This is a genomic window from Lactobacillus acidophilus, from assembly GCF_034298135.1.
In the GTDB taxonomy this organism is placed as follows: domain Bacteria; phylum Bacillota; class Bacilli; order Lactobacillales; family Lactobacillaceae; genus Lactobacillus; species Lactobacillus acidophilus.
Genome location: NZ_CP139575.1, coordinates 400,652 through 421,152, shown reverse-complemented (window position 1 = coordinate 421,152; position 20,501 = coordinate 400,652). Strand labels below are relative to the sequence as shown.

Below are 20,501 nucleotides of genomic sequence, written 5' to 3'. Positions count from 1 at the left end.
TTAATTACCTCCCTATATTCTTGTACTTAATATTGTACTTAATTTTGTTAATTAATCAACGAATATTATTTAAGCCTGACTTAAAGCATCATCAATTGGCGTATCACCTTCACGCATCTTGATGATCTTATGGCTCGTGTTTTCGTATTTCAAAATATCAGCCAAAGTTTTGGCAACATCTTCAGCGGGATTATAACCAAACTTACCTTCATCAATAGTAATCTTGCCAGTGCCAGGCTTGTCGGTCATCACCGTTAGTTGCAAAATCGTGTAATTCAAATCAGTATCATGAATTAAATAATTATCAGCAAAAAACTTAGCAATATTGTAATCAGTTAATCCATCGAGGCCTTTAACAGCTCTCCACTTAGTTGGTTCAAGTAAAAACAATGCACTAAGCATCATGAATCGCTTGATACCATCCTTTTCAGCAGCTTGCATCAACTTAACTGCACCAAAAGCGTCAACTTGGAGTAAATCTTTTGCACCCGAACCTGCAGTAAAGCAAATTACATCGGCACCTTTAATAGCTTCAGCCATTTCTGCGACGCTTTCGTGAAGATCAAACTTAACTGAAGTGACGTGATCATTCTTTTCTATTCTCTCAGGATGACGAGCTCCAGCGATAATTTCATGTCTATCGTCTAGTAAGTCTTTAGTTAAAAGTGTGCCTACACGTCCAGTTGCACCTGCAATAAAAATCCTCACCTTTTTCATACCACCTATTCATTTAACGTTTCTATTGAAATTATAGGTGTTACGGTTAATTTGAAAAATTACTAATTTTTGATATGGGTATACGGGGAATGCATAGTGAAAATATTTATATGATATTGGTTACTTTTCTTCAAACTTTACCAAAAAATAAAAGCCTATATACTGTATTTAAAGCAGACCAGTAATAGGCTTTATAAAAGACTACTCAAATAAGAGCAGTCTTTTTATTTATATGTTAATGCGATTTTTTCAAGAGCTTCTTCCAAAAAAGCTTTCGGAACGCTACCGACTTTGCTGTATTCACGAGCCACTGATGAAGAATCTATAGTTCGTTCTTGCGACAATAATACTTGTCCATGAACAGGTAGACCATCAGGCAATTTCATATTTAATGGAAATTCTTTAATTTCGCTAGTAATTGCTACAACTTTAATTAATCCACCACATAACTCATTAAAGTCATCATTTGAGACTACCAAAGCTGGTCTAAAACCTCTCTGTTCATGACCTCTCGTAGGGTTGAAGTCCATCTTGATTAAATCCCCTTGATAAAATCTTCTTGCCAAATCATCACCTCATTTCAAAGAAGATTTCACAACTAAGCTAAAATAATTCTCTTCCTACTAGTTCATCAGAATCAATTTCTTTAGATTGATTTGGATGTTCTTTTTCCCAGTCAGACCAATATTTTTTTATAATCAAAACCGTCAAAAAGTTCCTTTAAGCTTTCAGGCTTTTTTGTTTTTTTAAAACTATTTCATTATCTTTATTAACTTCAATATCAAATTTGGTTGGCAACATCCTAAGATAAACAAAAATGCTGATAATCTCTGCTTAGTAAGCTTTGATACATCAGCATTTTTAATCTAATTTTTTCTTTTTCTCTTTGGCGTATAAATTAACGGTTGCACTTCTGATTCAAATTCTTTCATGCTAATTGGCTTGATAAGATCATCGTCGACATTGAAGAGCTTTAGCTGGCCTTTCACATGAATTGGCTTAATCACATCGGCAAGTTCAATATGCCAATAGTAAAGATCTTCCCATGAAGAATATTGGATATCCATTAAATTCACGACACAAATTGCATAACCGGCTGCAGCACCTGCCACTTTCTTGGCAGTTGAACACATCAGAAGCGGCCCGCGGTAATTCGTCTTCCACGTTCTATATTCAATTTTCTTTTTACCTGCAATCATGTCCATAATGTAATCGCCACGCACCGATAATGCCTTCATTGTTGCCTCCGTTAATTCATTACTTAACAGGAATACGAATAACTGTCTTCAAATTTTCTATCTTTGTTCTGCGCGGATCAGACAAGTAAATCTCGTGATGACTGCGCTTTTCAGAATAATCTGGCACCACACCATTTTGCTTCGCAAATTCTTTCATTTTCTCAATCGTAGCTGGCTCATCATCATAAGCCCCCACATGCATCACTTGAACGCACTTACCTTCTTCCAAAGTAATTAATTTAACCTTAGAAAAATCGCTATCTTTCTTTTCACTAGCTTCTTTGATCGCCCAGTCAAGTACATCTTGAGTAACGAAATCCGGCACCCGAATCATAGAAATAAACTCGAACTTTTCCTTATGCGTATAGTCAACTCCATTATTGCCATCTTGCCACCAAAGACCTTCAAGTGGCGGCACCACAAAGTCAAAATAATCTTTGATCTTATGTGTTCCCTTTTTGCTCATCTTAATGGTATAAGCAATACCGTACAAAAGTTGAATCGTCCTTTTATACTCACTATCGTCAACATTTGGGTTACCCTTGCCACGTACTACAATATACGTCATTTTTGGGACATCAATCAGTTCCGGCTTTTTGCCTGGTTTATAAAATTGTTTTTGTTCTTTTTTGAAATCGTACGTCATAAGAATTCACTTTCTATTAAATCGCTTTCTTTTAATTGTATCTTAATTGCTATTTTTTTAGTATTCTTTTTAAATTCCTTATAAATACATATATGTGATTAACGAATATACTATAGTTTTAGATGATTGGTAATAGAATTTTCTAAATCGAAAATTTATATTATTTATTAATTAATCATTTGCTAGTTATTTTTTTGATGCTTATGTACCTTACGTGGTTTCCTTATTTTAATTACTTCCCAGATAATTGCAACAATAGCAATAACCAAAACAATGCCACTTATTAGTATTACTGGCAAATTATTACTTTTTTGTTTTACCTTAGTTTTATCTACTTTGGCTTTAGTTGTTTTCTTTGGTTTAGCTTCATTTTTAGTGAAATTTGACTTTGGTTCAACCGATGAAGATGAGGCTGAGGACGATTCTTTGATTGAATTCGAGGAATCTTCAGATGAACTAGATGTATTTGAAGATTTCTGGCTTTGATTAGCATTTGACGTTGCGTGATTACGTCTCAGCTCTTCTTGAGAAGAATAATGTGCAGAATTATGAACTGAAGAACTACTATGATCATTTTGATATGAAGCAACAGATTTTTTCATTGCATAAACTTTCATTTCAGTTATTCCACTCGGATTGTTCCAATCAACGGAGACCACCGGTGCATTCGAAGTATAATCATAACCAGCAATCTGGGGCAATTGACTATAACTAAACATTCTCTGTGGACTATCTGTATAGCCATTTTCTATATCAAGTAAATATCTACCTAAAAAGCGTCCCGTTGACTGATCGTAAACATTCGCATAGAGCTTTTGCACACTGACTGTTCGATTAGTATCGGTATTTTGATCAGAATTTTCTACTGCTCTAACATAAGTTGGGTGACAATATTGACTAAGTGAAATAGGCGTTGCTAACGCTGCCGTAATAATCATTGCATTAATAAATTTTCTATTATTTTTAAACATGATTACTTTCTTCTTTTCATGAAATCAAAAATAAGTTATCTATTATCTCTATTTTATTATTTAAAGATAGGATGGGCCTAATTTTATTAGTATTAAAATTATTGTTTTATAGACAACTTAATTAAATTCTCGCTTTATTGTCTCAATCAATTTCTGACATAATTCACTAGAATCAGGACGATAGTACAAACCATAATCAATCTTCAAATCCCAATCTACTTTTTTAACCAAATTAGGATTAGCTAATGTACCTAAATAATCAGGAACTACCAAAATTTCATCTCTTATTTGTGCATTATTTACCACAGCAGTAGTCAAAGAATTGTATTTTTCTAATTTGATATTTGAAATTTTATCCTGTAAAAATTTTTCTATCTCATGCATGGATTTATATGCTGAATCATCAGGAATAACTACTTGTCTTTCCTTAAGATCTGAAATTCTTAATTCATTCCTTTTAACTAGAGGATCACTTGGTGGCATAATTGCTACTAGCTTTGATGTAGTGCATTTACAAAAAGAAAATCCTTGTCGCAGAAATGGCTTTTCAGCATAGCATCCCTCAAATAAATCAATATTCCTCGACAAATTTTCATAATCTGCTATTTCTATAAAATCTATCCTGCTTTTAGGATTTATTTTCAAAAATTGATGCCAAATTTTCTTAATTAAAATCGGTGGATTCAAAAATCCTGATCCTACAAAAATAGTATTTTTATATCTAGCTAAATTCTGATCAATCTGTTCAGATAATTCCAATATTTTTTGTGCTTCTTCTACAAAAACTCGTCCCGCATTTGTCAAAGTCACTCCATGAGTCGTCCGATTAAACAGTGTTAAGTCCAAATGTGATTCCAATAAGTTAATCTGTTGCATTACTGCATTTTTAGAAACATACATTTCCTTAGCTGCACCAGAAAAACTCCCATTCTTAGCTACTAATAAAAATGTATTTAATTCATTGTTATACATATTTTTTCTCCGAGTTAAGTCAGTCCTTCACGCTGTATCTCTATAATAGCACAAGCACTAATAGCGCTTACAGTTATAATTTAAAGTAAAAGAAAGAAGGTATCCTCAATGAAATATACTAAAGGAACTTACTCTAGCTCAGCTAAAGGTCACAGCTCAAATGTTAACTTAACCGTAAATTTTGATTCTGACAAAATAAAAAATGTTTCTATTAATGTCGAAGGTGAAACTAGCCAACGTAATAAAGATGTAGTTTCCCAACTGAGCGCACAAATTTTAAAAAAGCAAGATGATTCACTTGATGCAGTTACTGGTGCAACTGAAACTAGTAACGCAGTAAGACGTGCACTCACTGATTGTATTAAGCAAGCTACTGGTGACACGGAAAACCAAACTAAAACCCCATTAAAAGATGGTACTTATACAGAAACTGTTCCATCTTACAGCCTTATTGCTCCAATGACAGGTGAAGTTACTATCAAAAACAATAAAATCAAAAATATAAAAATTACTTCTGAAAAAGATTCCCAAACTTCACCTTGGTTCCATGTAGCTGAAAAGAAATTTATTCCCAGACTAATTGAATCTCAATCACTTGATACTGATGCAGTTACAGGTGCCAGTGTATCTTCAGGTGCTATTAAATCAATCGCTGAAAAAGCTATCAAAGATGCTGGCGGAAATAACGATGAATGGCACACTCCTGTAACTAAAAAGAATGATACTGTTGAAAAGAAAGACTTTGATGTTATCGTTGTGGGCCTTGGAGGTTCTGGTATTTTAAGTTACTGTGCTGCCGCAAAGTCCGGTGCTAAAGTATTTGGCTTAGATATAGCCGCTGGAATCGGTGGTAACTCCATCTCAACTTCAGGTCCAATGGTTGTTAACTCAAAGATTCAATCTAAGAAATACAACGATGGTAAAGACAATATCGATCCTGAAGATCTTTATAATACTTGGATCGACTACGTCAAAACTGATAAGAAGGCTGCAGTAATCAAAAAAGCCATCTACGAAGATGGCCCTGCACTAGATTATTACATGAAGAATTTTGGTTTTAGCTTCGATAGCCCTGCCTTTGGCATGCCAGCTGGTTACTTCCCTTCATTTGTAAGACAAGATTGGACAAAAGAATGGGCGGTTTATACGGCTAAGGACAATAAGTGGTATTCTGCTGGTCAGCCTGTACATATTGATCAATATCAAAACGCCCTTGATAAGGCAAAAGGCATGAATCCTGTTAACGATTACCAATTGGAATTAGCCGCTAAGGACTTTATCAAAGATGATAGCGGTAAAGTCATAGGCGTTAAAGCAGTTTCATATGATGGCACTACCTATAACATTTATGGTAGGGCAGTTATTCTAGCTAGTGGCGGCTTTGTTGGGAATAATCAAATGATGAAGGATGTTTATGGTCATACTTGCCACACCTTTGGTTCTACTACAGCTAAAGGTCAAGGAATCAAGATGGGACAAAGCATTGGCGGTAATACTTACGCATTAAGAACTTTGCCGATGATTCATATTTCTCAAGTACCAAATATTATCCGTGATGATTCATTAACCCCAGATCAAAAAGCCACTCTTTCAGCACTTGCCATCACTTCTGATGCTAAGCAAATTGATGAAACTGGGAACATTTTAGGCAGTAAAGATGAAAGCGGTATTGAAGAATCTAAGTTAACAGTCGGTATTGCTTATGCTCCTGGATTCCACTACTTCAATGCTTATACTAAGGAAGACTTGGATAAGATGAAGAATGAAGGAGTATCTGAAACCACTTCTAAAGTTGTAGTAATTATTCTTGATCAAGGTGGTAAGGTTCCTGCTGCTCATACTCCAATTAAGGATATTGATAAAATTGTTGACGAAGCCATTAAGCATGGGGATGCATGGAAAGGCACTCCTAGTGAGTTAGCTAAACAATTGAACATGGATGAAGCAAAGTTAACCAAATCATTGGGTGATCCAAACAAAGAATACTACCTCTTTGAAGCTGCTGGTTATGCATATGCTACATGTGGCGGTCTTGATGTTGATGAAGATATGAACGTATTACGTCAAGACGGTAGCAAGATTGAAAACGTCTTTGCGGTTGGTCAAGATTCAGAAGGTGTAGAAAACCGTAATGATGAAGCCTACACGCCATGGGGTGGTCAGGCTCAAGCCTGGACTTTCGTTTCAGGCAAAATCGCTGGTGAAAATGCGGCGAAGATTTAGTAAATTATAGTGAATATAACGAAAAAGGGATGCAATCCGCATCCCTTTTAATTTGGCCAATAAACTAAATATTCAAAAACATTTTGTTAATAATATGTATGATCAGACCGAGTAACAATGCAATATTAGCACTAATCATATATTTTTGTACTTTTTTATCTAGATGTTGTTTAGGATAAAAGTTATTCATTTTTGTTTTTCCTTTATTTTATATATCTGCTAAAAAATAGTAGTTTACAAACCACCCTAAAAACCATTTCTATTCTTTTGTGTTAATCTTTTACACTCAAGAAGCTCTTGTTTTTTATGTTCATCTTTATCAAATACTACATAAACTTGATCAAAATCTTTATTTTTGTTTACGCTTTTTCTGCACTCTGTTAATTCATATACTTTATCCATCGTAGCTCGAATTCTTGTATCATGATTAACTAACTCTAATTCCGTAGCTAGACAGACTAATATAGTTTAATTTTACTCTGAACTATTATTTTAAAACAAGTGTCGTCCTACACCTATCACTTTTCTATTTCTATATAGTTTTAATCTCAAACGTCATTTAATAAAAATTAAAATTATATTAATCTAGCAATTATGGTTATTCAAATATATTTTTTGTTTTCCAATAATAGCTAGTTATTTATCATCAGTCCAAAATAACAACGCTAATCAACTACCATTTTCTTCATTGTTATTTTACGTACCCTATTTTTACAAAATTATGAAGCAAGCCTTAAAATCGAGAACTATTTTCCTTACAAAAATGCTGGATATCCAAAAAAAGTGTATAGTTTATCTCTGAAAAAATTATATTTATATACATTAAACAACATTTTTTATTAATAAATTTAAGAAATGAGGTTTTAAACCGTGTTTTTTCAAGTCTTAAGCTCAATTTTATTTCTTCCATTTTTAGTTATGAGCATGATAATTGCTCAAGTCCACTTGGAAGGATATTGGGATTCTAAAATTACCAAGTGGCGAGGAAGACAATGGTCTGTTTTTTATATTATATTTTTATACATAGTTCAAGAAATATGTATCATGGAACTAACGCTACTAAATTTGAACATTATGGCTTTTATTTATGTTATCCCCATCACAATGATTTTAAGAAATAAACATCAAATTTGGTGGGGCCTTTTTGCTCTGACCCCTGTTTTAGCATGGATGTTAGATGCATATTTAAAACGATATCAATTTATAAATTTAAGAGCGACTTTATTACAACTTGCCCTAATTGGCCTAGTTTGTTGGTCTGTCTTACATAATAAGAGACTTTCCTACTATTATAAGTATACAATAGCTTTATACAGTAACTGCTTTATTCATATGTTACATTTATATCTTGAACATCAGCTTCAACTTGATTTCACAGTTAGTATACTAGCAGGAACTTTTTTCATTATCATAGCTGAAAATTCAAGAATGTATTATGAACAAAAGCAAAAAGAAGAAATTGAAAAACTACATTACGAAAGTGTCCGTGACGACCTAACGGGTTTACTCAACTATCGAGCCTTTGATGAAGAAATGCAGGGATTATCAAAAGACGAGAGCAACATGCCTATTTTTATTGCAGTTCTTGATATTGATCACTTTAAGCAGGTTAATGATACTTATGGTCATCTAAATGGCAATACCGTTTTGAGTACTTTTTCTAAAAAATTAAAATTAGATATTCACCATAACTTTGATCCTCATTGTGCTGTATATCGCTTTGGCGGTGAAGAATTCACCATCTTAATTAAAACTAAAGATAATACTAAAATTATTAAAATCCTTAATAGTATCAATAAATATTACTCAAAGCATCCCGTTATAACAGATGAAGGACAAAAAATCTTTTTCTCTTTCTCAGGTGGTTTAACCGAGCATCATAATAATGAAAAGTTCACTAAAACCCTTGAAAGAGCCGATGAGTTAGTTTATCAAGCAAAAAAGACAGGTCGAGCAAAAATCCTAATTGGTTAACCAAAATGATTATTCTATCGAACTAACAGATTTCAATTATAATAGATTATAAAGATACGACTAAGTTTACTTTTAGGTAAAATAATATTCATAGGATCTTGCTCACCTTAAGTAATTGAAAGGAGAAAAAATGTATAAGTGGCATAATGTGTTTCAACCTATTTTTCAGATAGATCAAAACATGAATCATAAAGTTGACCACTACGAGATGTTATTACGTGATGAAAACGACCAATTCCCTAATCATGATTTTTTCAGAATCATTAGTACTGAGGAAGATAATCAAAAATGGATCCAAATAGAAGAAAAGTCATTAAAAAATCTATTTTCCCTTCATCCCAATATTCATGTAAATTTAAATGTTGAACCCATTCAATTCGCTTATCCAAGCGTATGGGAATTCTTAAGACGAATTTATGATAAATATGGTCAAAAGGTAATTATTGAAATTACTGAGCGTCAATTACAAGCTGGAAATATTGGGAATCGCCAATTCGATTGCGCTTTTCAAAGAATTAATGATATTGGATTTAAAATTGCTTTAGACGATGTTGATTCCGGTAGTAATAGTTTTAGTTTTGTCAATCATCATGTTAATCAGATCAGTGTGATTAAACTTTCATTACTTATCTTCGATAATGTTTCTTCAGGAACTACCATTAGTTTTATTGATTCTTGGGCAGCCTTTGCTAAAGAAAAACACTTAGATTTAGTGATAGAAGCTGTTAGATCAAAAGAAATTGCTAAGCGTTTTGCCGGCAACAAGCATATTTTCCAACAAGGCTATTACTGGGAAAAAGCACTCAAATTAGAAGACATTTATTAATATAACAAGAAAGAGTCCGGGAAAAATTCCCAGACTCTTATTTAATTTGTTGTGGCTTTTGATAATGATAACCTTGACGATAATTTACCTTCAATTGCTTGGCTAAGGTAGCTTGATTTTCATCTTCGATTCTTGCCAGTACGTCTTTGACACTATACTTTTTTAATTTTCTTTGCCATTGAGCTAAGGTGACGTCAATCCAATGATCATTAGATTTATTAAAGGCAGATGCATTAAACTTAATATAATCTACCCAAGGTAAATATTTAATCAATTTTTTATAATGATATTTTGACGAATTTACCCCTTCAATCGTAACTTGAATATTAGGATAATTGCGTGCCAAAATCTCTAAATCTTTCATTAAGCGTCGTCGTCGCCATAAATTAGAATTCAATACGTCATTAATATCCAACTCAAGCACAATAATCTTATTGGGGAGAACACCCATCACCCAATTCAAAAAATTTCCAGCCCGATAATCGGCTAATTGACTGACTGTCATATTAATCGTTAACATTCCAACATCATCAGCAAATTGATGATGTTGTTTTTCAACAGCTTCAGCTACTAAATTCAAAGGGAAATTATTTACATCTTTAGGTAATTGCCACTGCTTTTCTTGATAATTATATTCTCGCAATAATAATTCATAAGCTGTTAATTTATCATTCTTATCATAAATTTTTTGAACAAAATATTTATAATTATTAGTATAATTTTTATCTTCATCTATGCCTGTTTTTTGTCGATAACGAAAATAAGCTTCAATACAAAATAGAATACAAATAATCGTGAAGATAATAAAGACAATCGTTAAAATAGATATTAATTTAACCATTAATCTACCTTCCGCTTAGGACTAATCCACTTACCGCTTCCATGCCCCATAATTGTTTGAACAGCTCTAACAAAAGTTGTCACAATAGTTAACGGATTAACTATCCAAGTAAAGATCAGATAAATCGGAGCAAATAACAAATACTTAAATTTAACGCCATTAAAGTCCAAAATCAGTGCTGCTAATACTTGCAATATACCTGCAATCATTTGGAAATTAACATATATCAGGGACATAACTATGCCATGATAAACTCTCTCCCAATTACCTGCGACTGCAAAGCAAATCATAGAAATAATAAAGATAATTGTTGTAATCCAGAAAAAAACGACCAAACAATCGATAAAGTTGTATCCGTCATCATCGGAATAACAAATCTATTTTTCCAGGGGTGTTTTAATACCTTAGCAAAGTTGGTCAGCCATACTTCTGTTCCACCTTGAGCCCACCGTTTTCTTTGGTGATATAAGTCGATTAATCCTTCCGGCACATTCATATGAAAAACAATATCAGGTGCAAATTTGGGCGTTAAATTATTAAAAGTATGATCCCAAGCAATACTAATGTCCTCCGTTGCTCTATCTTGTCTAAATCCGCCAACTGAAATTAAAAAATCGCGTCGATACATAGTATTAGCACCACTATAAGCATACATAGTATCATTAACCGCAGTTTGACTTCGTTTAATAATCCCTACAATACTAGAAAATTCCACAGTTTGAGATTTGCCTAAAATGCTTGAACGATTGTAAACATCCATGTTAGCTGTAATTGCTGCATAGTTTAAACCCTTGGGACTAGTAAAATAGAGCATATATTTATTCAGAACATCACTTTCTGGCACAGTATCTGCATCATTACTTAAAATATATTCGCCTTTTGCGAAAAACATTCCAATATTAAAAGCATGTGCTTTACCCGAATTTTTCTCAACTCGAATGACCCGCAATTTTGAATATTGCTCTTGCATTCTATGTAAAATTTCTGGCGTCTTATCAGTACTACCATCATCCATTACTAGAACTTCATAATTGTGATAATTAAGCTTGGTTAATAAATATGTCAGCGTATTTTCAATCACTATTTCTTCATTATGAGCCGGGACCATAATTGTAATGAAAGGTTCATGATCCAGTTTCTTATCCTTGGGTAATTCATCTTTACGCCGAAAAATCACATAAGCCACAGCTCCCCAGAACCAAAACATCGCCCCAAGAATTGGATATAAACTTAAAATTGTAATTATAATTACTTCAGTCGTATTAAGAAAACTCACTTTTTATCATCTTCTTTATTAATTACATCTTTTAATTGAGACTTACCCAAATTTTGTTCAGGCTCTACTTCATAATATCTAACATTCTGTCTTAGCTGAGGTTCACCAAAACGTTCGGTCATAAAATTTTCAGCATTCTGTCTTTTATTTTTATTTTCAGAAATATCATACATGGGCCATTTAGTAACTAATCCCTTTGCACGCTGATATTGCACGTAACTAAACGAAATACAAAAAACGGCTATCATTGCTAAGGCAAATATTAGTAAGATTATTACTAAATTTATCATGTCAAATCCTTCACTGTAATACCAAAAATAGTGACCATATCGTCCACGTGTCAGATATGCTAGATAGGTTGATATTGTTATCACACAAGGCGTAAAGAAAAAAATCCATCCTATAATTAGCACGATAGTTTGCCAGATTTTTAATAATATATGGCCTGATTCAAAATAAGCATCACGATAATTTTGATTAGTTCCTTCGACATCTTTATCTATGTTCACTTTTTTAATAACACATCCTATTTTTTATAATTCCTTATTTTTGGATACCCTCTATTATAGTAAAAAAATTCAAGCTGAGCTGCTAATTTAAGAATATCTATAAAAAAACAGTTCTGAAAATTTCTTCAGAACTGTGCTTAATTCTTTAGTTTTTTATTTACTTCATTTCATCACTATCAACATAAGTCATTTCAGACCAGGCACCTGGCTTTGTGTGGAGTGATTTAATATTTTCATCACCTGTAAGTGGATTGCCAACTCTGGCTGCTGAAAAATTGTCAATCATTCCTTGAGTCATACCATTTTTCTTAGTCTGCTCAATCGTAATTTTATCGATGATTTCATCTTCATGACCAGTCAGAATCTTTTCGGCAAATAATGGATCAATGATATTTTCACGTCCAACCGCTACTAAGTCAGTGTACTTCATTGCATCCCTAGCCTTTTGAGGACTATCAACACCACCAACAATAATTTCCTTGGTGCCTTCGCCTAAAACAGGCCTAAACAATTCCGCAAAAGTCTTGTCACTATCCTCTGGCTTTTGATCATAAGCTGGCAAAGATAAGTAAATATAATCAAGATCAAATTTATCTGTAATTGCCTTAATCAATTGCGTCGACTCATGCCAAGTGTAGCCAACACTATTTGGATTGATTTCTTCAGGACTAATGCGGTAGCCCACAATAAAGTCCTTGGGTGCATACTTCTTAACGGCATTTACGACAGATTCAACTACAGCAAGCGGGAAGTTCATTCTCTTTTCCAAACTGCCACCCCAATGATCTGTTCGCTGATTTGAATAAGCTGAGAAGAATTGCTGGATCAAGTAATGGTTTGCACCATGGATTTCTACACCATCAAATCCGGCTTTAACTGCACGTTTAACGGCTCTACCAAAGCCTTTTATCACATTATGGATTTGCTCATCGCTATATTCATGTACTTTATACGGTAAAAATGGGAAGTCCATAGCAGTTGGAGCATATACAGGCTTGCCATAAAGGGCTACGCGACCACTCGCCTCACGACCAGTATCAGCAATCTGCATAATTGCCTTGTTGCCGCTGCTCTTCATTGCAGCAGCTACTTTCTTAAGTTGCGGTACGAATTTATCATCATAAACAGCAAGTTGCGTACGATCTTTTGCCCAAGAAATTGCGGGGCCACCTTCAGGAGTAACATAAATATATAGTTAGAAAAAATGTATTAATTGCTATCACTTTGTTTCATTTGATCTAATTATGCTACACTTTTGCCTTAATGCAACCAGGTTTTAAAGTAAACTAAATATATTTTAAAACATATGTTCTTTTTGCCTTCCTTTTGATATAATTATTTCAAAAAGGAGGCGAACAAATGGTCAAGAATGGAACAGTTTCTAGAAATGGTACCCAATATGAGCAGCTTGCCAGTGAATATCTGATTCCAGCTGCGCCTTTATTGGATGAAGCGGCTACTCAGGCACATAATCTGTACAACCGTGCCCTGTATGACGTTCGATAAGCTTTCTTTAAGCGTCAGTACATTAACAGTTTTACCGACTTGAATACTCTGTTTAAGAAACGCTATGAATCAAAGGAAAATATGCTTTATCACAAGCTGGGCTACGTTCAAAGCGCTCAACAGACTTTGCGAGAAGTGATGACTATCTGGCAAGCCTGGTTTAAGGCACTAAAAGCTTACCGCAAGAATCCGGCTAGGTTTACTGGCAGACCCAGAATGCCCAGATACCTGCACAAAAGTCAGCGCCACACTTTTTATGTGACCAATCAGAATGCCCAGATCGTTAGAAAAGATGAACAGGACAAGGGCTACTTGGTTATTAAAAAGCTAGGTATTAAAATCAAGCTGGCATCGGCAGATATTAAAAAGATTGGCAGAGTGGCCTTTAAGCCGGTAGCTAATGGTTATAAGGTAATCGTACCATATAAAACTAAGCAAAAAATTAAGTATCTGCCTGATAACGGCAAATATCTTGGCATCGACCCTGGCATTGATAATGCTTTTGCTTGCGTAAGCAATACTGGCGCTCGCCCTTTGCTTATCAACGGTCGTGGAATTAAATCAGTCAACCAGTACTACAACAAAAAGCGTAGCGAGCTAAAGCGACTGCAAGCTAAGTATCATCAGTTAGAAAAGCTGATTAGTACTAAGCAAGGCTTAAAGCCAGTTTATCAAGAGACCAAAGCCATGAAAAGAATTACTGCTTGGCGTAATGACAAGATTAGACAGTTTGCCCACAAAGCATCCAAACGTATAGTAGATTATGCGTTAAGCTGTGACGCAAACACGATTGTCATTGGCAAGAACAAGTCTTGGAAAAGGTCATTCGAGATGGGTAAGCGAAACAACCAGAACTTTATCGGTATTCCGCATCAGGTGATGATTGACATGATTAAGTATAAGGCTAATCTGGCAGGTATTACCGTGATTCAGACTAACGAGTCCTATACTAGTCAAATTAGCGCACTAGATCATGAACAGCCTTGTTGGAACAATGGCAATAAGAGCCGTAAAAAACAAAGAAAAAGCCCTGTCAATCGCAGAATTAAGCGCGGCCTGTTTAAAGCAGACAACGGCACTTTAATCAATGCGGATATAAACGGAGCTTTACAAATAATTAAAAAAGTATTCCCGAATTTTTCATTAGATGACGGGATAGTGGGCGCAGTGTTGCGACCTTTTAAATGGAGTCCGACCATTTAGGAGGGTACCAGCTAAGTATAAACTCTCATTTGAGTCTATAATTAGTAAATGAATATGAGCTTTATCCTTGCGCAGTTGGTTGAAGCAATCGTAAAGTTGTCCTGTCAGTATCGAAAGAGATTATTCTTTTTTGGTGCGTTATAAAGCAGGTTGAGGCGAATATTGACGAAAAAGCGAGGATAAAAGTGTAGTAAATGTCTTCAAGTGGATAGATATGGATACATTTACCTAATATTTTCTAACATTCAGTAATTAACATACCACCCGACTTTGAGTGATGTCTCCAATAATTAATTGTGTCTTCACTTGCTTCGCCATCGATACCACTGTTTGTCAACATCGGCGGTTGAACGAAGCGGTTAGAGATTTTTGCGCCATGTTTAAAAGTCAAAGAATCGTTTAATTCAGCCATATCAGTTTCTTCTTACTTTTTATCAGTTAAATCACTCATATTATATCACTAATAAAAAGTAAGAACTAAAATCATTAACTAATTAATAATAGCTAACCTTTTTTATTTTTCTATCTAATCTACAACCTTAGCACCCAAACAAGTCTTAAAATGATTCAATGCCCACTTATGACCATTTTGATCAAAGCTAGCTACGCCATTTTCATGTACAACCAAGTTATAGCAATGATTATAAGCATCCATTGCAGTATGCAAAACACAAATATCAGTGCAGACACCAGTCAAATGCAAAGTATCGATCTTACGCTCACGCAAAAGCAGATCAAGTGACGTACCAGCAAAAGCAGAATAGCGAGTTTTATCCATCAAAATTACATGATTATTATCTTTGTGAGCTTCATACCACTTTCCTACTTTCCCATATAATTCGCGTCCCCAGGTATTAGGCAAATTATGTGGTGGAAAAAGCTTCGTTTCAGGATGATATGGATTATCCTTAAAGTGCTTGTCAGTTGGAAAGATCACCCACTTGTCCTCTTTTAAAAATTTATCAGCCAAATTGGCAATAGTATCGTCTAATTCTTGTGCTGGCTTGCCACAAGTGAGTGCACCCTTGTCGTCTACGAAATCGTTAGTATAATCGATGATTAATAAAGCTTCATTTGTCATATTTATTTCCTTTGTAAAATCAAATTACGTTTTCATTCATTGTACAAAAAAGAATCAAACCATCCAAATGATTGAATTTGATTCCTTCTAATTTAATCTAGCGGTCCAACGCCGCGGTCATCGCTTGCGTCATCTTTATTTACTTCATCATCTAATTTTTTACCAACAAATAAAGCGAACAGACTAACAAGCAAGGCACTCACGCCTAATTTAGTAGTTCTTTTCATTTAGATCACCTACTGATTCTTTATTAATTAATTTAACAAATAATCAATAAATACTAAATAAATCTGCTTATTCTTTTTATAATGCGGCTTTATCTTTGCGCTCACGATATGCATAATATACCCAAGCTACAATACCAAATGCAACTGGACCAATTGCAGTCCAGAATGATGTTTGATAATCTCCTGTAAATAAAGGTTCAATACAAGTAAAGATAATACCAATTGCGACGACTAACCAAACAACAATAGTGGTTGCCCAAACCTTCTTTTTGCCTTCAATGAAAACAAATGGACGATCAATATCCTTTTTTGCCTTAAAGAATGGATAAGCTGCAATCAAGAATAAATATGGCGCAGATGAAGATACATTCATCATATCCATCAAGATTGTGTAGAATTGATTGGCAGCATTACCACCAAATGAAATAAACAAAATAATTACACTAACAATAATTGCTTGTAGCCACATTGAACGTTCTGGCATCCCGTGCTTATTAAGTTCAACCAATTTTTTAGGTAAAAGTCGTGGATCACAACCTTCAATAAATGACTTAATTGGTGAGTAAACCATCAAAAATGCAGCAGCGATACCTGATAAAACATCAGCAATACCAGCAAAGTGTGAAAATGCTGAACCGATTGCCAAAGATGCTGAATGAGACAAGCCTAAGCTCTTACCAGTGACCACACCAAGATTGTTAATCAAAACATATTCAACGTTAGCAAGGTCAACACCTTTAACACCTAAGTCCTTATTCCAGTTAACAGCTACCCCACACATAAAAATATTTACAACATAAAGTGCAGTCATCATAATCATCGCAATGATCAACCCCTTAGGGTAAGTCTTTTCAGGTTTATCAACTGAGTCAATCACACCAGAAGTAGTTTCAAGACCACCATAAGCAAATAATGCATAAACAATGAATGAAACAACTGCAATTGGGGATTGGAATGATGGATTTGGTGAATGAACCAAATTCTGGGAAGTAATAGGTTCAGCCAATTGGCCATGATTTAAAAAGAACACCAGCAATGAAACAACTGTAAAACCAATAGCAATCGCCAAAGTAAAAATCCCACCAATATTATTGATCGCCTTTATTTTGTCGATTCCCTTTGCGGCACAAAAAGTAACAACTGCTAAAAAGATAACTTCAAGAATCCCTAATAATTGTGTTGAAGTTAATCCTCCCAAATGCCAACTTTGAGTAGTATCATGTCCGAATATAGCGGTTGAAACCGATACCAAGAAAAACTGAGTAGAAGATACCAGCCAGACAACCCAGGCAGATAGCCAAATAAACGTTCCGATAAATGCTACCTTTTCATTAGTAGAACCTTCAAGCCAAGAAAAGATACCACCTTTAATCCCCTTAAAAGCTGCACCGTATTCCGCAAAGATAAGTGCGGATGGCAAGAAGAACAAAACGGCAGTTACAATATACCAAATGATACTTGAATATCCCATCTGGTAAAAGGCCGTCAATGAATTACTAAATCCAAAAATAGAAGAGAAAATCATTAAGACTAAACTGCCTAGTTTAATCTTAACGTGATTATCTTGCTTCATAAATATAAAACAACTCCTTTAAAAAAACAGACAGTATTTATTATGAACTTTTAGAAGAACTTTTTCAAAAGAACATAAAAAAAGACCTAATTCCGCAATATATCAGAATTAAGTCTTTAAATACAATAGATTATTTCCACAAGAAGTTGGAAATTGCTTGGTTTACTTCATTATTATTGTGCAACTTACTATGTTGTGCATTGCTGCCGCGAATCATCAATTCACGGTATGACTTTGCACGACCATTTAACAAGTAACGTAATGATCTTGATGATGCATTAGAAACTGAACCATCAGAATTAGTACCATTTTCTAAGTTGCCATAGATGTTTAACACACGCGTATTTCTTGGGAATGTTTTTCTAAGTGATAATAAACCGCGATATTCTGGTTGCATGCGGCTTGGCTTACCAGTCTTAGAATTAATTTTCAATTGGTTAGCCTTATCGTTCATGCCAAGAATACCATCATAGTGACCAGCGATGGAAACAAAGTGTTCTACTGGAATTTCATTACCGTAGTTTTTAAAGAAATAGGCCGTTTCAAGATTACCCATTGAATGAGCCACGATGTTTACTTTGCTGAAGCCACACTTTCTGTTAACAGTTCTAATAGCATTTCTAACATAGCGTGCGCCGGCTGTCTCATAACCACGAACATAATCATTACCGTAGTCGCTTAACTTATTATCATCAAAATTTACTTCAATAATTGGATTTTGGGCATTCTTTTTAAACTTCCCATGCAAGATAACCTCACCACTCCTAGTTACGTTAACACGAATTACACTGTTAGTAATACCAGCATTTCTAATTGCTTGCACCATCTTTTCTTCAGCGTGATAGCTACTGCCCCAGCCATGGAAGAAGTAAGTTGGGGGTACTTCTTGATACCACTTTTATCGGCTTAATATCTTGCACTCTTTCATCACGTTGCTTATTAATAAAAAATGAACCAAGCGTAGCAAGTAAGACAACAATAACTGTACCTGCACTGATCAACAGACTTTTCTTTTTCATGAATATCCCCTTCTCGTCATTTATTGATTATTAATTTACCACGTTTGATTTTTGAAGTGAAATACTTATTATATGTAAGTTCAATACTTATAAAGCATTAAAAAACTCGCCGATGTATTACACATTGACGAGTTTCTTCATTAATAGATTAGTTATTAACGATTAAATTCTTAATATCATCTGGTAAGTTAAGTGGTGAGTACTTAACATTGGTTACTTTTACAGCAGTTGATTTAAGATATCTCTTCTTACCAATATATACATATCTACTCTTACCATTCTTAACAATCATTGATGACTTATATTTCTTGCCATATTTGATCTTCTTATTGGTTGCTTTGAAGACAATCTTCTTTGATTTTGCGCTCTTTTTATAAGCGTAATAGATTTTGGCGCCCTTTTTGGATTTTGGAGTGACAGTAATGGACTTGATAGTTCTATTTGCATAAGCATCTTGAATAGTTTTAGCATCATTTTCAGCCGTCTTTTGGAATTCTTCTGCTGTTGGCACAGTTGAAGCTGGTGTTACAGAAGTTGATGGAATAAGTATCATACAACTCTTGCCATCTACTGTTCTATTTTCAAGGAAGTAGAAAGTAACGTTTTGGCTTGTACCATTAGCAGTAGATGTAGCAGTAATAGCATAGTAAACTGGAATAGTTTGACCTTTTACATATGTTGAATCAAGAGCCTTAACAAACTTATTAGTAGATGGATCATATGCAATAAGTTGAGGCTTATCAGAATTTACTGTAGCAGTTACTGATCTACGTCTAATACTGATTGAACTACCGGATTGAGTAGCAGCTTGTGCTGGTTGGTTTGTCATTGCAGTACCCACACCAGCTAAACCTGTAGAAAGCATTACAGCCGCTGCCATTGAAGTAATTAATTTTCTTGTATTCATTTTTAATATCTCCTAAAAACTAACTATTATGCTTTAATTATAACATCTTTTATCTATTTTTTATGGATAGACATGCTTATGTATAAGTCTATTTTTATTTTACTTTTGAGCAAAAAGTTGACCAATTGTAGCTAAATCTTCAGCATTAATAGTGAAGTTAATTCTTGGATTTTCTACTACATCTTCAATTTCAAACAATGGAACAATACCCTTTTGACTGAAATAGCGCATGACTAATTCGACAGAGCTGGTACCATAATGACTAGCAATTTCAGCTAAAGCATTAATATCACCATGAACTGGAATTTCTACTTGAATTCTATTTTCACGAGCTAAGTTAATTAATCCTTGATCTTCATAACTAATTTGCGCTACACATGGTCTAACCTGAGTATGATTTAATAATTCATTCAATGCATCGACGCTGATATTAATAACACCAATATTTTTAATCCAGCCTTGAATTTTTAATTGCTCTAATTCTTGCCAAATCTGACCATTTTTTTCCTTATTATCACTTAGCTTCAATAAGCACAGATCAGCATGATGGTCTATAATATCTTGTCTAATCTTTTTAAAATCATCACGAGTAATCACATCTTCTGGGACCTGAACTTCCACATATAGTTGCGGATTTTCAGCTTTCAATTTTGTTTTTTGATCAAGGCTGCAGTCAATTAATCTATAACCTGCTTTAATTGCATCATCTGCTGGTTTATTACCTACAACAACACCAACTTTTGGCATCAAACTACCATCATTCAATACAACGGCTTCATCTAATAAAGTCAT

General features: G+C 34.3%; 20 protein-coding genes and 4 pseudogenes. 4 read left to right on the top strand and 20 right to left on the bottom strand.

The window, feature by feature from the left end; genetic code table 11:
* Positions 1 to 69 precede the first annotated feature (69 nt).
* The 7 genes and pseudogenes from SO785_RS01885 to SO785_RS01855 all read right to left on the bottom strand — a co-directional run bounded on the left by SO785_RS01885 (position 70) and on the right by SO785_RS01855 (position 4,544).
* Positions 70 to 717, bottom strand: a complete 648-nt coding sequence (locus tag SO785_RS01885) for an NAD(P)H-binding protein (RefSeq protein ID WP_003548068.1) — start codon at positions 715 to 717, stop codon at positions 70 to 72.
* A 224-nt stretch (positions 718 to 941) separates the two neighbouring features.
* A complete protein-coding gene (locus tag SO785_RS01880; RefSeq protein ID WP_003548070.1) occupies positions 942 to 1,283 on the bottom strand; it encodes a type II toxin-antitoxin system PemK/MazF family toxin in 342 nt (113 codons plus the stop codon).
* A gap of 37 nt (positions 1,284 to 1,320) precedes the next feature.
* Positions 1,321 to 1,518, bottom strand: a pseudogene (locus SO785_RS01875) (AbrB/MazE/SpoVT family DNA-binding domain-containing protein).
* Between the two features lie 65 nt (positions 1,519 to 1,583).
* Positions 1,584 to 1,955, bottom strand: coding sequence for an ASCH domain-containing protein (locus tag SO785_RS01870; RefSeq protein WP_003548074.1), 372 nt, complete (start codon positions 1,953 to 1,955; stop codon positions 1,584 to 1,586).
* 19 nt (positions 1,956 to 1,974) lie between these two features.
* Positions 1,975 to 2,601, bottom strand: coding sequence for a GyrI-like domain-containing protein (locus SO785_RS01865; protein ID WP_003548076.1), 627 nt, complete (start codon positions 2,599 to 2,601; stop codon positions 1,975 to 1,977).
* A gap of 182 nt (positions 2,602 to 2,783) precedes the next feature.
* Positions 2,784 to 3,572, bottom strand: a complete 789-nt coding sequence (locus SO785_RS01860; RefSeq protein ID WP_003548077.1) for a hypothetical protein — start codon at positions 3,570 to 3,572, stop codon at positions 2,784 to 2,786.
* Positions 3,573 to 3,689: 117 nt separating this feature from the next.
* Positions 3,690 to 4,544, bottom strand: coding sequence for a LysR family transcriptional regulator (locus SO785_RS01855; protein WP_011254454.1), 855 nt, complete (start codon positions 4,542 to 4,544; stop codon positions 3,690 to 3,692).
* Between the two features lie 108 nt (positions 4,545 to 4,652).
* On the opposite strand from SO785_RS01855, the gene SO785_RS01850 reads away from it, so the two are divergent.
* Positions 4,653 to 6,767 (top strand): FMN-binding protein, encoded by a 2,115-nt coding sequence (locus SO785_RS01850; RefSeq protein WP_003548080.1) that lies wholly within the window; start codon positions 4,653 to 4,655, stop codon positions 6,765 to 6,767.
* 246 nt (positions 6,768 to 7,013) lie between these two features.
* On the opposite strand, the gene SO785_RS01845 is transcribed toward SO785_RS01850, so the two are convergent.
* Positions 7,014 to 7,169, bottom strand: a complete 156-nt coding sequence (locus SO785_RS01845) for a hypothetical protein (protein ID WP_003548084.1) — start codon at positions 7,167 to 7,169, stop codon at positions 7,014 to 7,016.
* 468 nt (positions 7,170 to 7,637) lie between these two features.
* On the opposite strand from SO785_RS01845, the gene SO785_RS01840 reads away from it, so the two are divergent.
* Entirely contained in the window at positions 7,638 to 8,741 is a 1,104-nt protein-coding gene (locus tag SO785_RS01840) for a GGDEF domain-containing protein (RefSeq protein ID WP_011254455.1), read from the top strand.
* A gap of 130 nt (positions 8,742 to 8,871) precedes the next feature.
* Positions 8,872 to 9,567: an EAL domain-containing protein gene (locus tag SO785_RS01835; RefSeq protein ID WP_011254456.1), complete on the top strand. Its 696-nt coding sequence runs from the start codon at positions 8,872 to 8,874 to the stop codon at positions 9,565 to 9,567.
* 37 nt (positions 9,568 to 9,604) lie between these two features.
* Here the strand turns inward: SO785_RS01835 and SO785_RS01830 are convergent, their stop codons facing one another.
* The 4 genes and pseudogenes from SO785_RS01830 to SO785_RS01815 all read right to left on the bottom strand — a co-directional run bounded on the left by SO785_RS01830 (position 9,605) and on the right by SO785_RS01815 (position 13,271).
* Positions 9,605 to 10,408 (bottom strand): EAL domain-containing protein, encoded by an 804-nt coding sequence (locus tag SO785_RS01830; protein WP_003548090.1) that lies wholly within the window; start codon positions 10,406 to 10,408, stop codon positions 9,605 to 9,607.
* A pseudogene (locus tag SO785_RS01825) lies at positions 10,408 to 11,684 on the bottom strand (glycosyltransferase family 2 protein). The gene SO785_RS01830 and the pseudogene SO785_RS01825 overlap by 1 nt, the downstream one beginning before the upstream one ends.
* Positions 11,681 to 12,193: a hypothetical protein gene (locus SO785_RS01820; RefSeq protein ID WP_003548094.1), complete on the bottom strand. Its 513-nt coding sequence runs from the start codon at positions 12,191 to 12,193 to the stop codon at positions 11,681 to 11,683. The pseudogene SO785_RS01825 and the gene SO785_RS01820 overlap by 4 nt, the downstream one beginning before the upstream one ends.
* 157 nt (positions 12,194 to 12,350) lie before the next feature.
* Positions 12,351 to 13,271, bottom strand: coding sequence for an oxidoreductase (locus SO785_RS01815; protein ID WP_003548097.1), 921 nt, complete (start codon positions 13,269 to 13,271; stop codon positions 12,351 to 12,353).
* Positions 13,272 to 13,552: 281 nt separating this feature from the next.
* On the opposite strand from SO785_RS01815, the pseudogene SO785_RS01810 reads away from it, so the two are divergent.
* Positions 13,553 to 14,902: pseudogene (locus SO785_RS01810) on the top strand (RNA-guided endonuclease InsQ/TnpB family protein).
* A 238-nt stretch (positions 14,903 to 15,140) separates the two neighbouring features.
* Here the strand turns inward: SO785_RS01810 and SO785_RS01805 are convergent.
* The 8 genes and pseudogenes from SO785_RS01805 to SO785_RS01770 form a co-directional block, all read right to left on the bottom strand.
* Complete coding sequence (locus SO785_RS01805; RefSeq protein ID WP_003548102.1) at positions 15,141 to 15,314, bottom strand: NADH-dependent oxidoreductase; 174 nt, start codon at positions 15,312 to 15,314, stop codon at positions 15,141 to 15,143.
* 114 nt (positions 15,315 to 15,428) lie between these two features.
* Positions 15,429 to 15,983 carry a cysteine hydrolase family protein gene (locus tag SO785_RS01800; protein ID WP_011254459.1) on the bottom strand — a complete coding sequence of 185 codons (555 nt, stop codon included), beginning with the start codon at positions 15,981 to 15,983 and terminating at the stop codon, positions 15,429 to 15,431.
* 92 nt (positions 15,984 to 16,075) lie between these two features.
* Entirely contained in the window at positions 16,076 to 16,210 is a 135-nt protein-coding gene (locus SO785_RS01795) for a hypothetical protein (protein ID WP_003548105.1), read from the bottom strand.
* Positions 16,211 to 16,286: 76 nt separating this feature from the next.
* Positions 16,287 to 17,783, bottom strand: a complete 1,497-nt coding sequence (gene yjeM / locus SO785_RS01790; RefSeq protein ID WP_003548106.1) for a glutamate/gamma-aminobutyrate family transporter YjeM — start codon at positions 17,781 to 17,783, stop codon at positions 16,287 to 16,289.
* 130 nt (positions 17,784 to 17,913) lie between these two features.
* Positions 17,914 to 18,612 (bottom strand): annotated as a pseudogene (locus SO785_RS01785) (alpha/beta hydrolase); the annotation flags it as partial.
* Between the two features lie 16 nt (positions 18,613 to 18,628).
* Positions 18,629 to 18,802, bottom strand: coding sequence for a hypothetical protein (locus tag SO785_RS01780; RefSeq protein WP_003548108.1), 174 nt, complete (start codon positions 18,800 to 18,802; stop codon positions 18,629 to 18,631).
* 148 nt (positions 18,803 to 18,950) lie between these two features.
* Entirely contained in the window at positions 18,951 to 19,709 is a 759-nt protein-coding gene (locus SO785_RS01775; protein WP_003548110.1) for an LBA1426 family S-layer associated protein, read from the bottom strand.
* A 99-nt stretch (positions 19,710 to 19,808) separates the two neighbouring features.
* Complete coding sequence (locus tag SO785_RS01770; protein ID WP_011254460.1) at positions 19,809 to 20,501, bottom strand: aldo/keto reductase; 693 nt, start codon at positions 20,499 to 20,501, stop codon at positions 19,809 to 19,811.

What these genes read in the sequence shown, in the direction of transcription:
- SO785_RS01885 (WP_003548068.1), bottom strand. Translation starts at nt 717, where the DNA reads ATGAAAAAGGTGAGGATTTTTATTGCAGGTGCAACTGGACGTGTAGGC.
- SO785_RS01870 (WP_003548074.1), bottom strand. Translation starts at nt 1,955, where the DNA reads ATGAAGGCATTATCGGTGCGTGGCGATTACATTATGGACATGATTGCA.
- SO785_RS01865 (WP_003548076.1), bottom strand. Translation starts at nt 2,601, where the DNA reads ATGACGTACGATTTCAAAAAAGAACAAAAACAATTTTATAAACCAGGC.
- SO785_RS01860 (WP_003548077.1), bottom strand. Translation starts at nt 3,572, where the DNA reads ATGTTTAAAAATAATAGAAAATTTATTAATGCAATGATTATTACGGCA.
- SO785_RS01855 (WP_011254454.1), bottom strand. Translation starts at nt 4,544, where the DNA reads ATGTATAACAATGAATTAAATACATTTTTATTAGTAGCTAAGAATGGG.
- SO785_RS01850 (WP_003548080.1), top strand. Translation starts at nt 4,653, where the DNA reads ATGAAATATACTAAAGGAACTTACTCTAGCTCAGCTAAAGGTCACAGC.
- SO785_RS01845 (WP_003548084.1), bottom strand. Translation starts at nt 7,169, where the DNA reads ATGGATAAAGTATATGAATTAACAGAGTGCAGAAAAAGCGTAAACAAA.
- SO785_RS01835 (WP_011254456.1), top strand. Translation starts at nt 8,872, where the DNA reads ATGTATAAGTGGCATAATGTGTTTCAACCTATTTTTCAGATAGATCAA.
- SO785_RS01830 (WP_003548090.1), bottom strand. Translation starts at nt 10,408, where the DNA reads ATGGTTAAATTAATATCTATTTTAACGATTGTCTTTATTATCTTCACG.
- SO785_RS01815 (WP_003548097.1), bottom strand. Translation starts at nt 13,271, where the DNA reads ATGAAGAGCAGCGGCAACAAGGCAATTATGCAGATTGCTGATACTGGT.
- SO785_RS01805 (WP_003548102.1), bottom strand. Translation starts at nt 15,314, where the DNA reads ATGGCTGAATTAAACGATTCTTTGACTTTTAAACATGGCGCAAAAATC.
- SO785_RS01800 (WP_011254459.1), bottom strand. Translation starts at nt 15,983, where the DNA reads ATGACAAATGAAGCTTTATTAATCATCGATTATACTAACGATTTCGTA.
- SO785_RS01795 (WP_003548105.1), bottom strand. Translation starts at nt 16,210, where the DNA reads ATGAAAAGAACTACTAAATTAGGCGTGAGTGCCTTGCTTGTTAGTCTG.
- yjeM (WP_003548106.1), bottom strand. Translation starts at nt 17,783, where the DNA reads ATGAAGCAAGATAATCACGTTAAGATTAAACTAGGCAGTTTAGTCTTA.
- SO785_RS01780 (WP_003548108.1), bottom strand. Translation starts at nt 18,802, where the DNA reads ATGAAAAAGAAAAGTCTGTTGATCAGTGCAGGTACAGTTATTGTTGTC.
- SO785_RS01775 (WP_003548110.1), bottom strand. Translation starts at nt 19,709, where the DNA reads ATGAATACAAGAAAATTAATTACTTCAATGGCAGCGGCTGTAATGCTT.
- SO785_RS01770 (WP_011254460.1), bottom strand. Translation starts at nt 20,501, where the DNA reads ATGACTTTATTAGATGAAGCCGTTGTATTGAATGATGGTAGTTTGATG.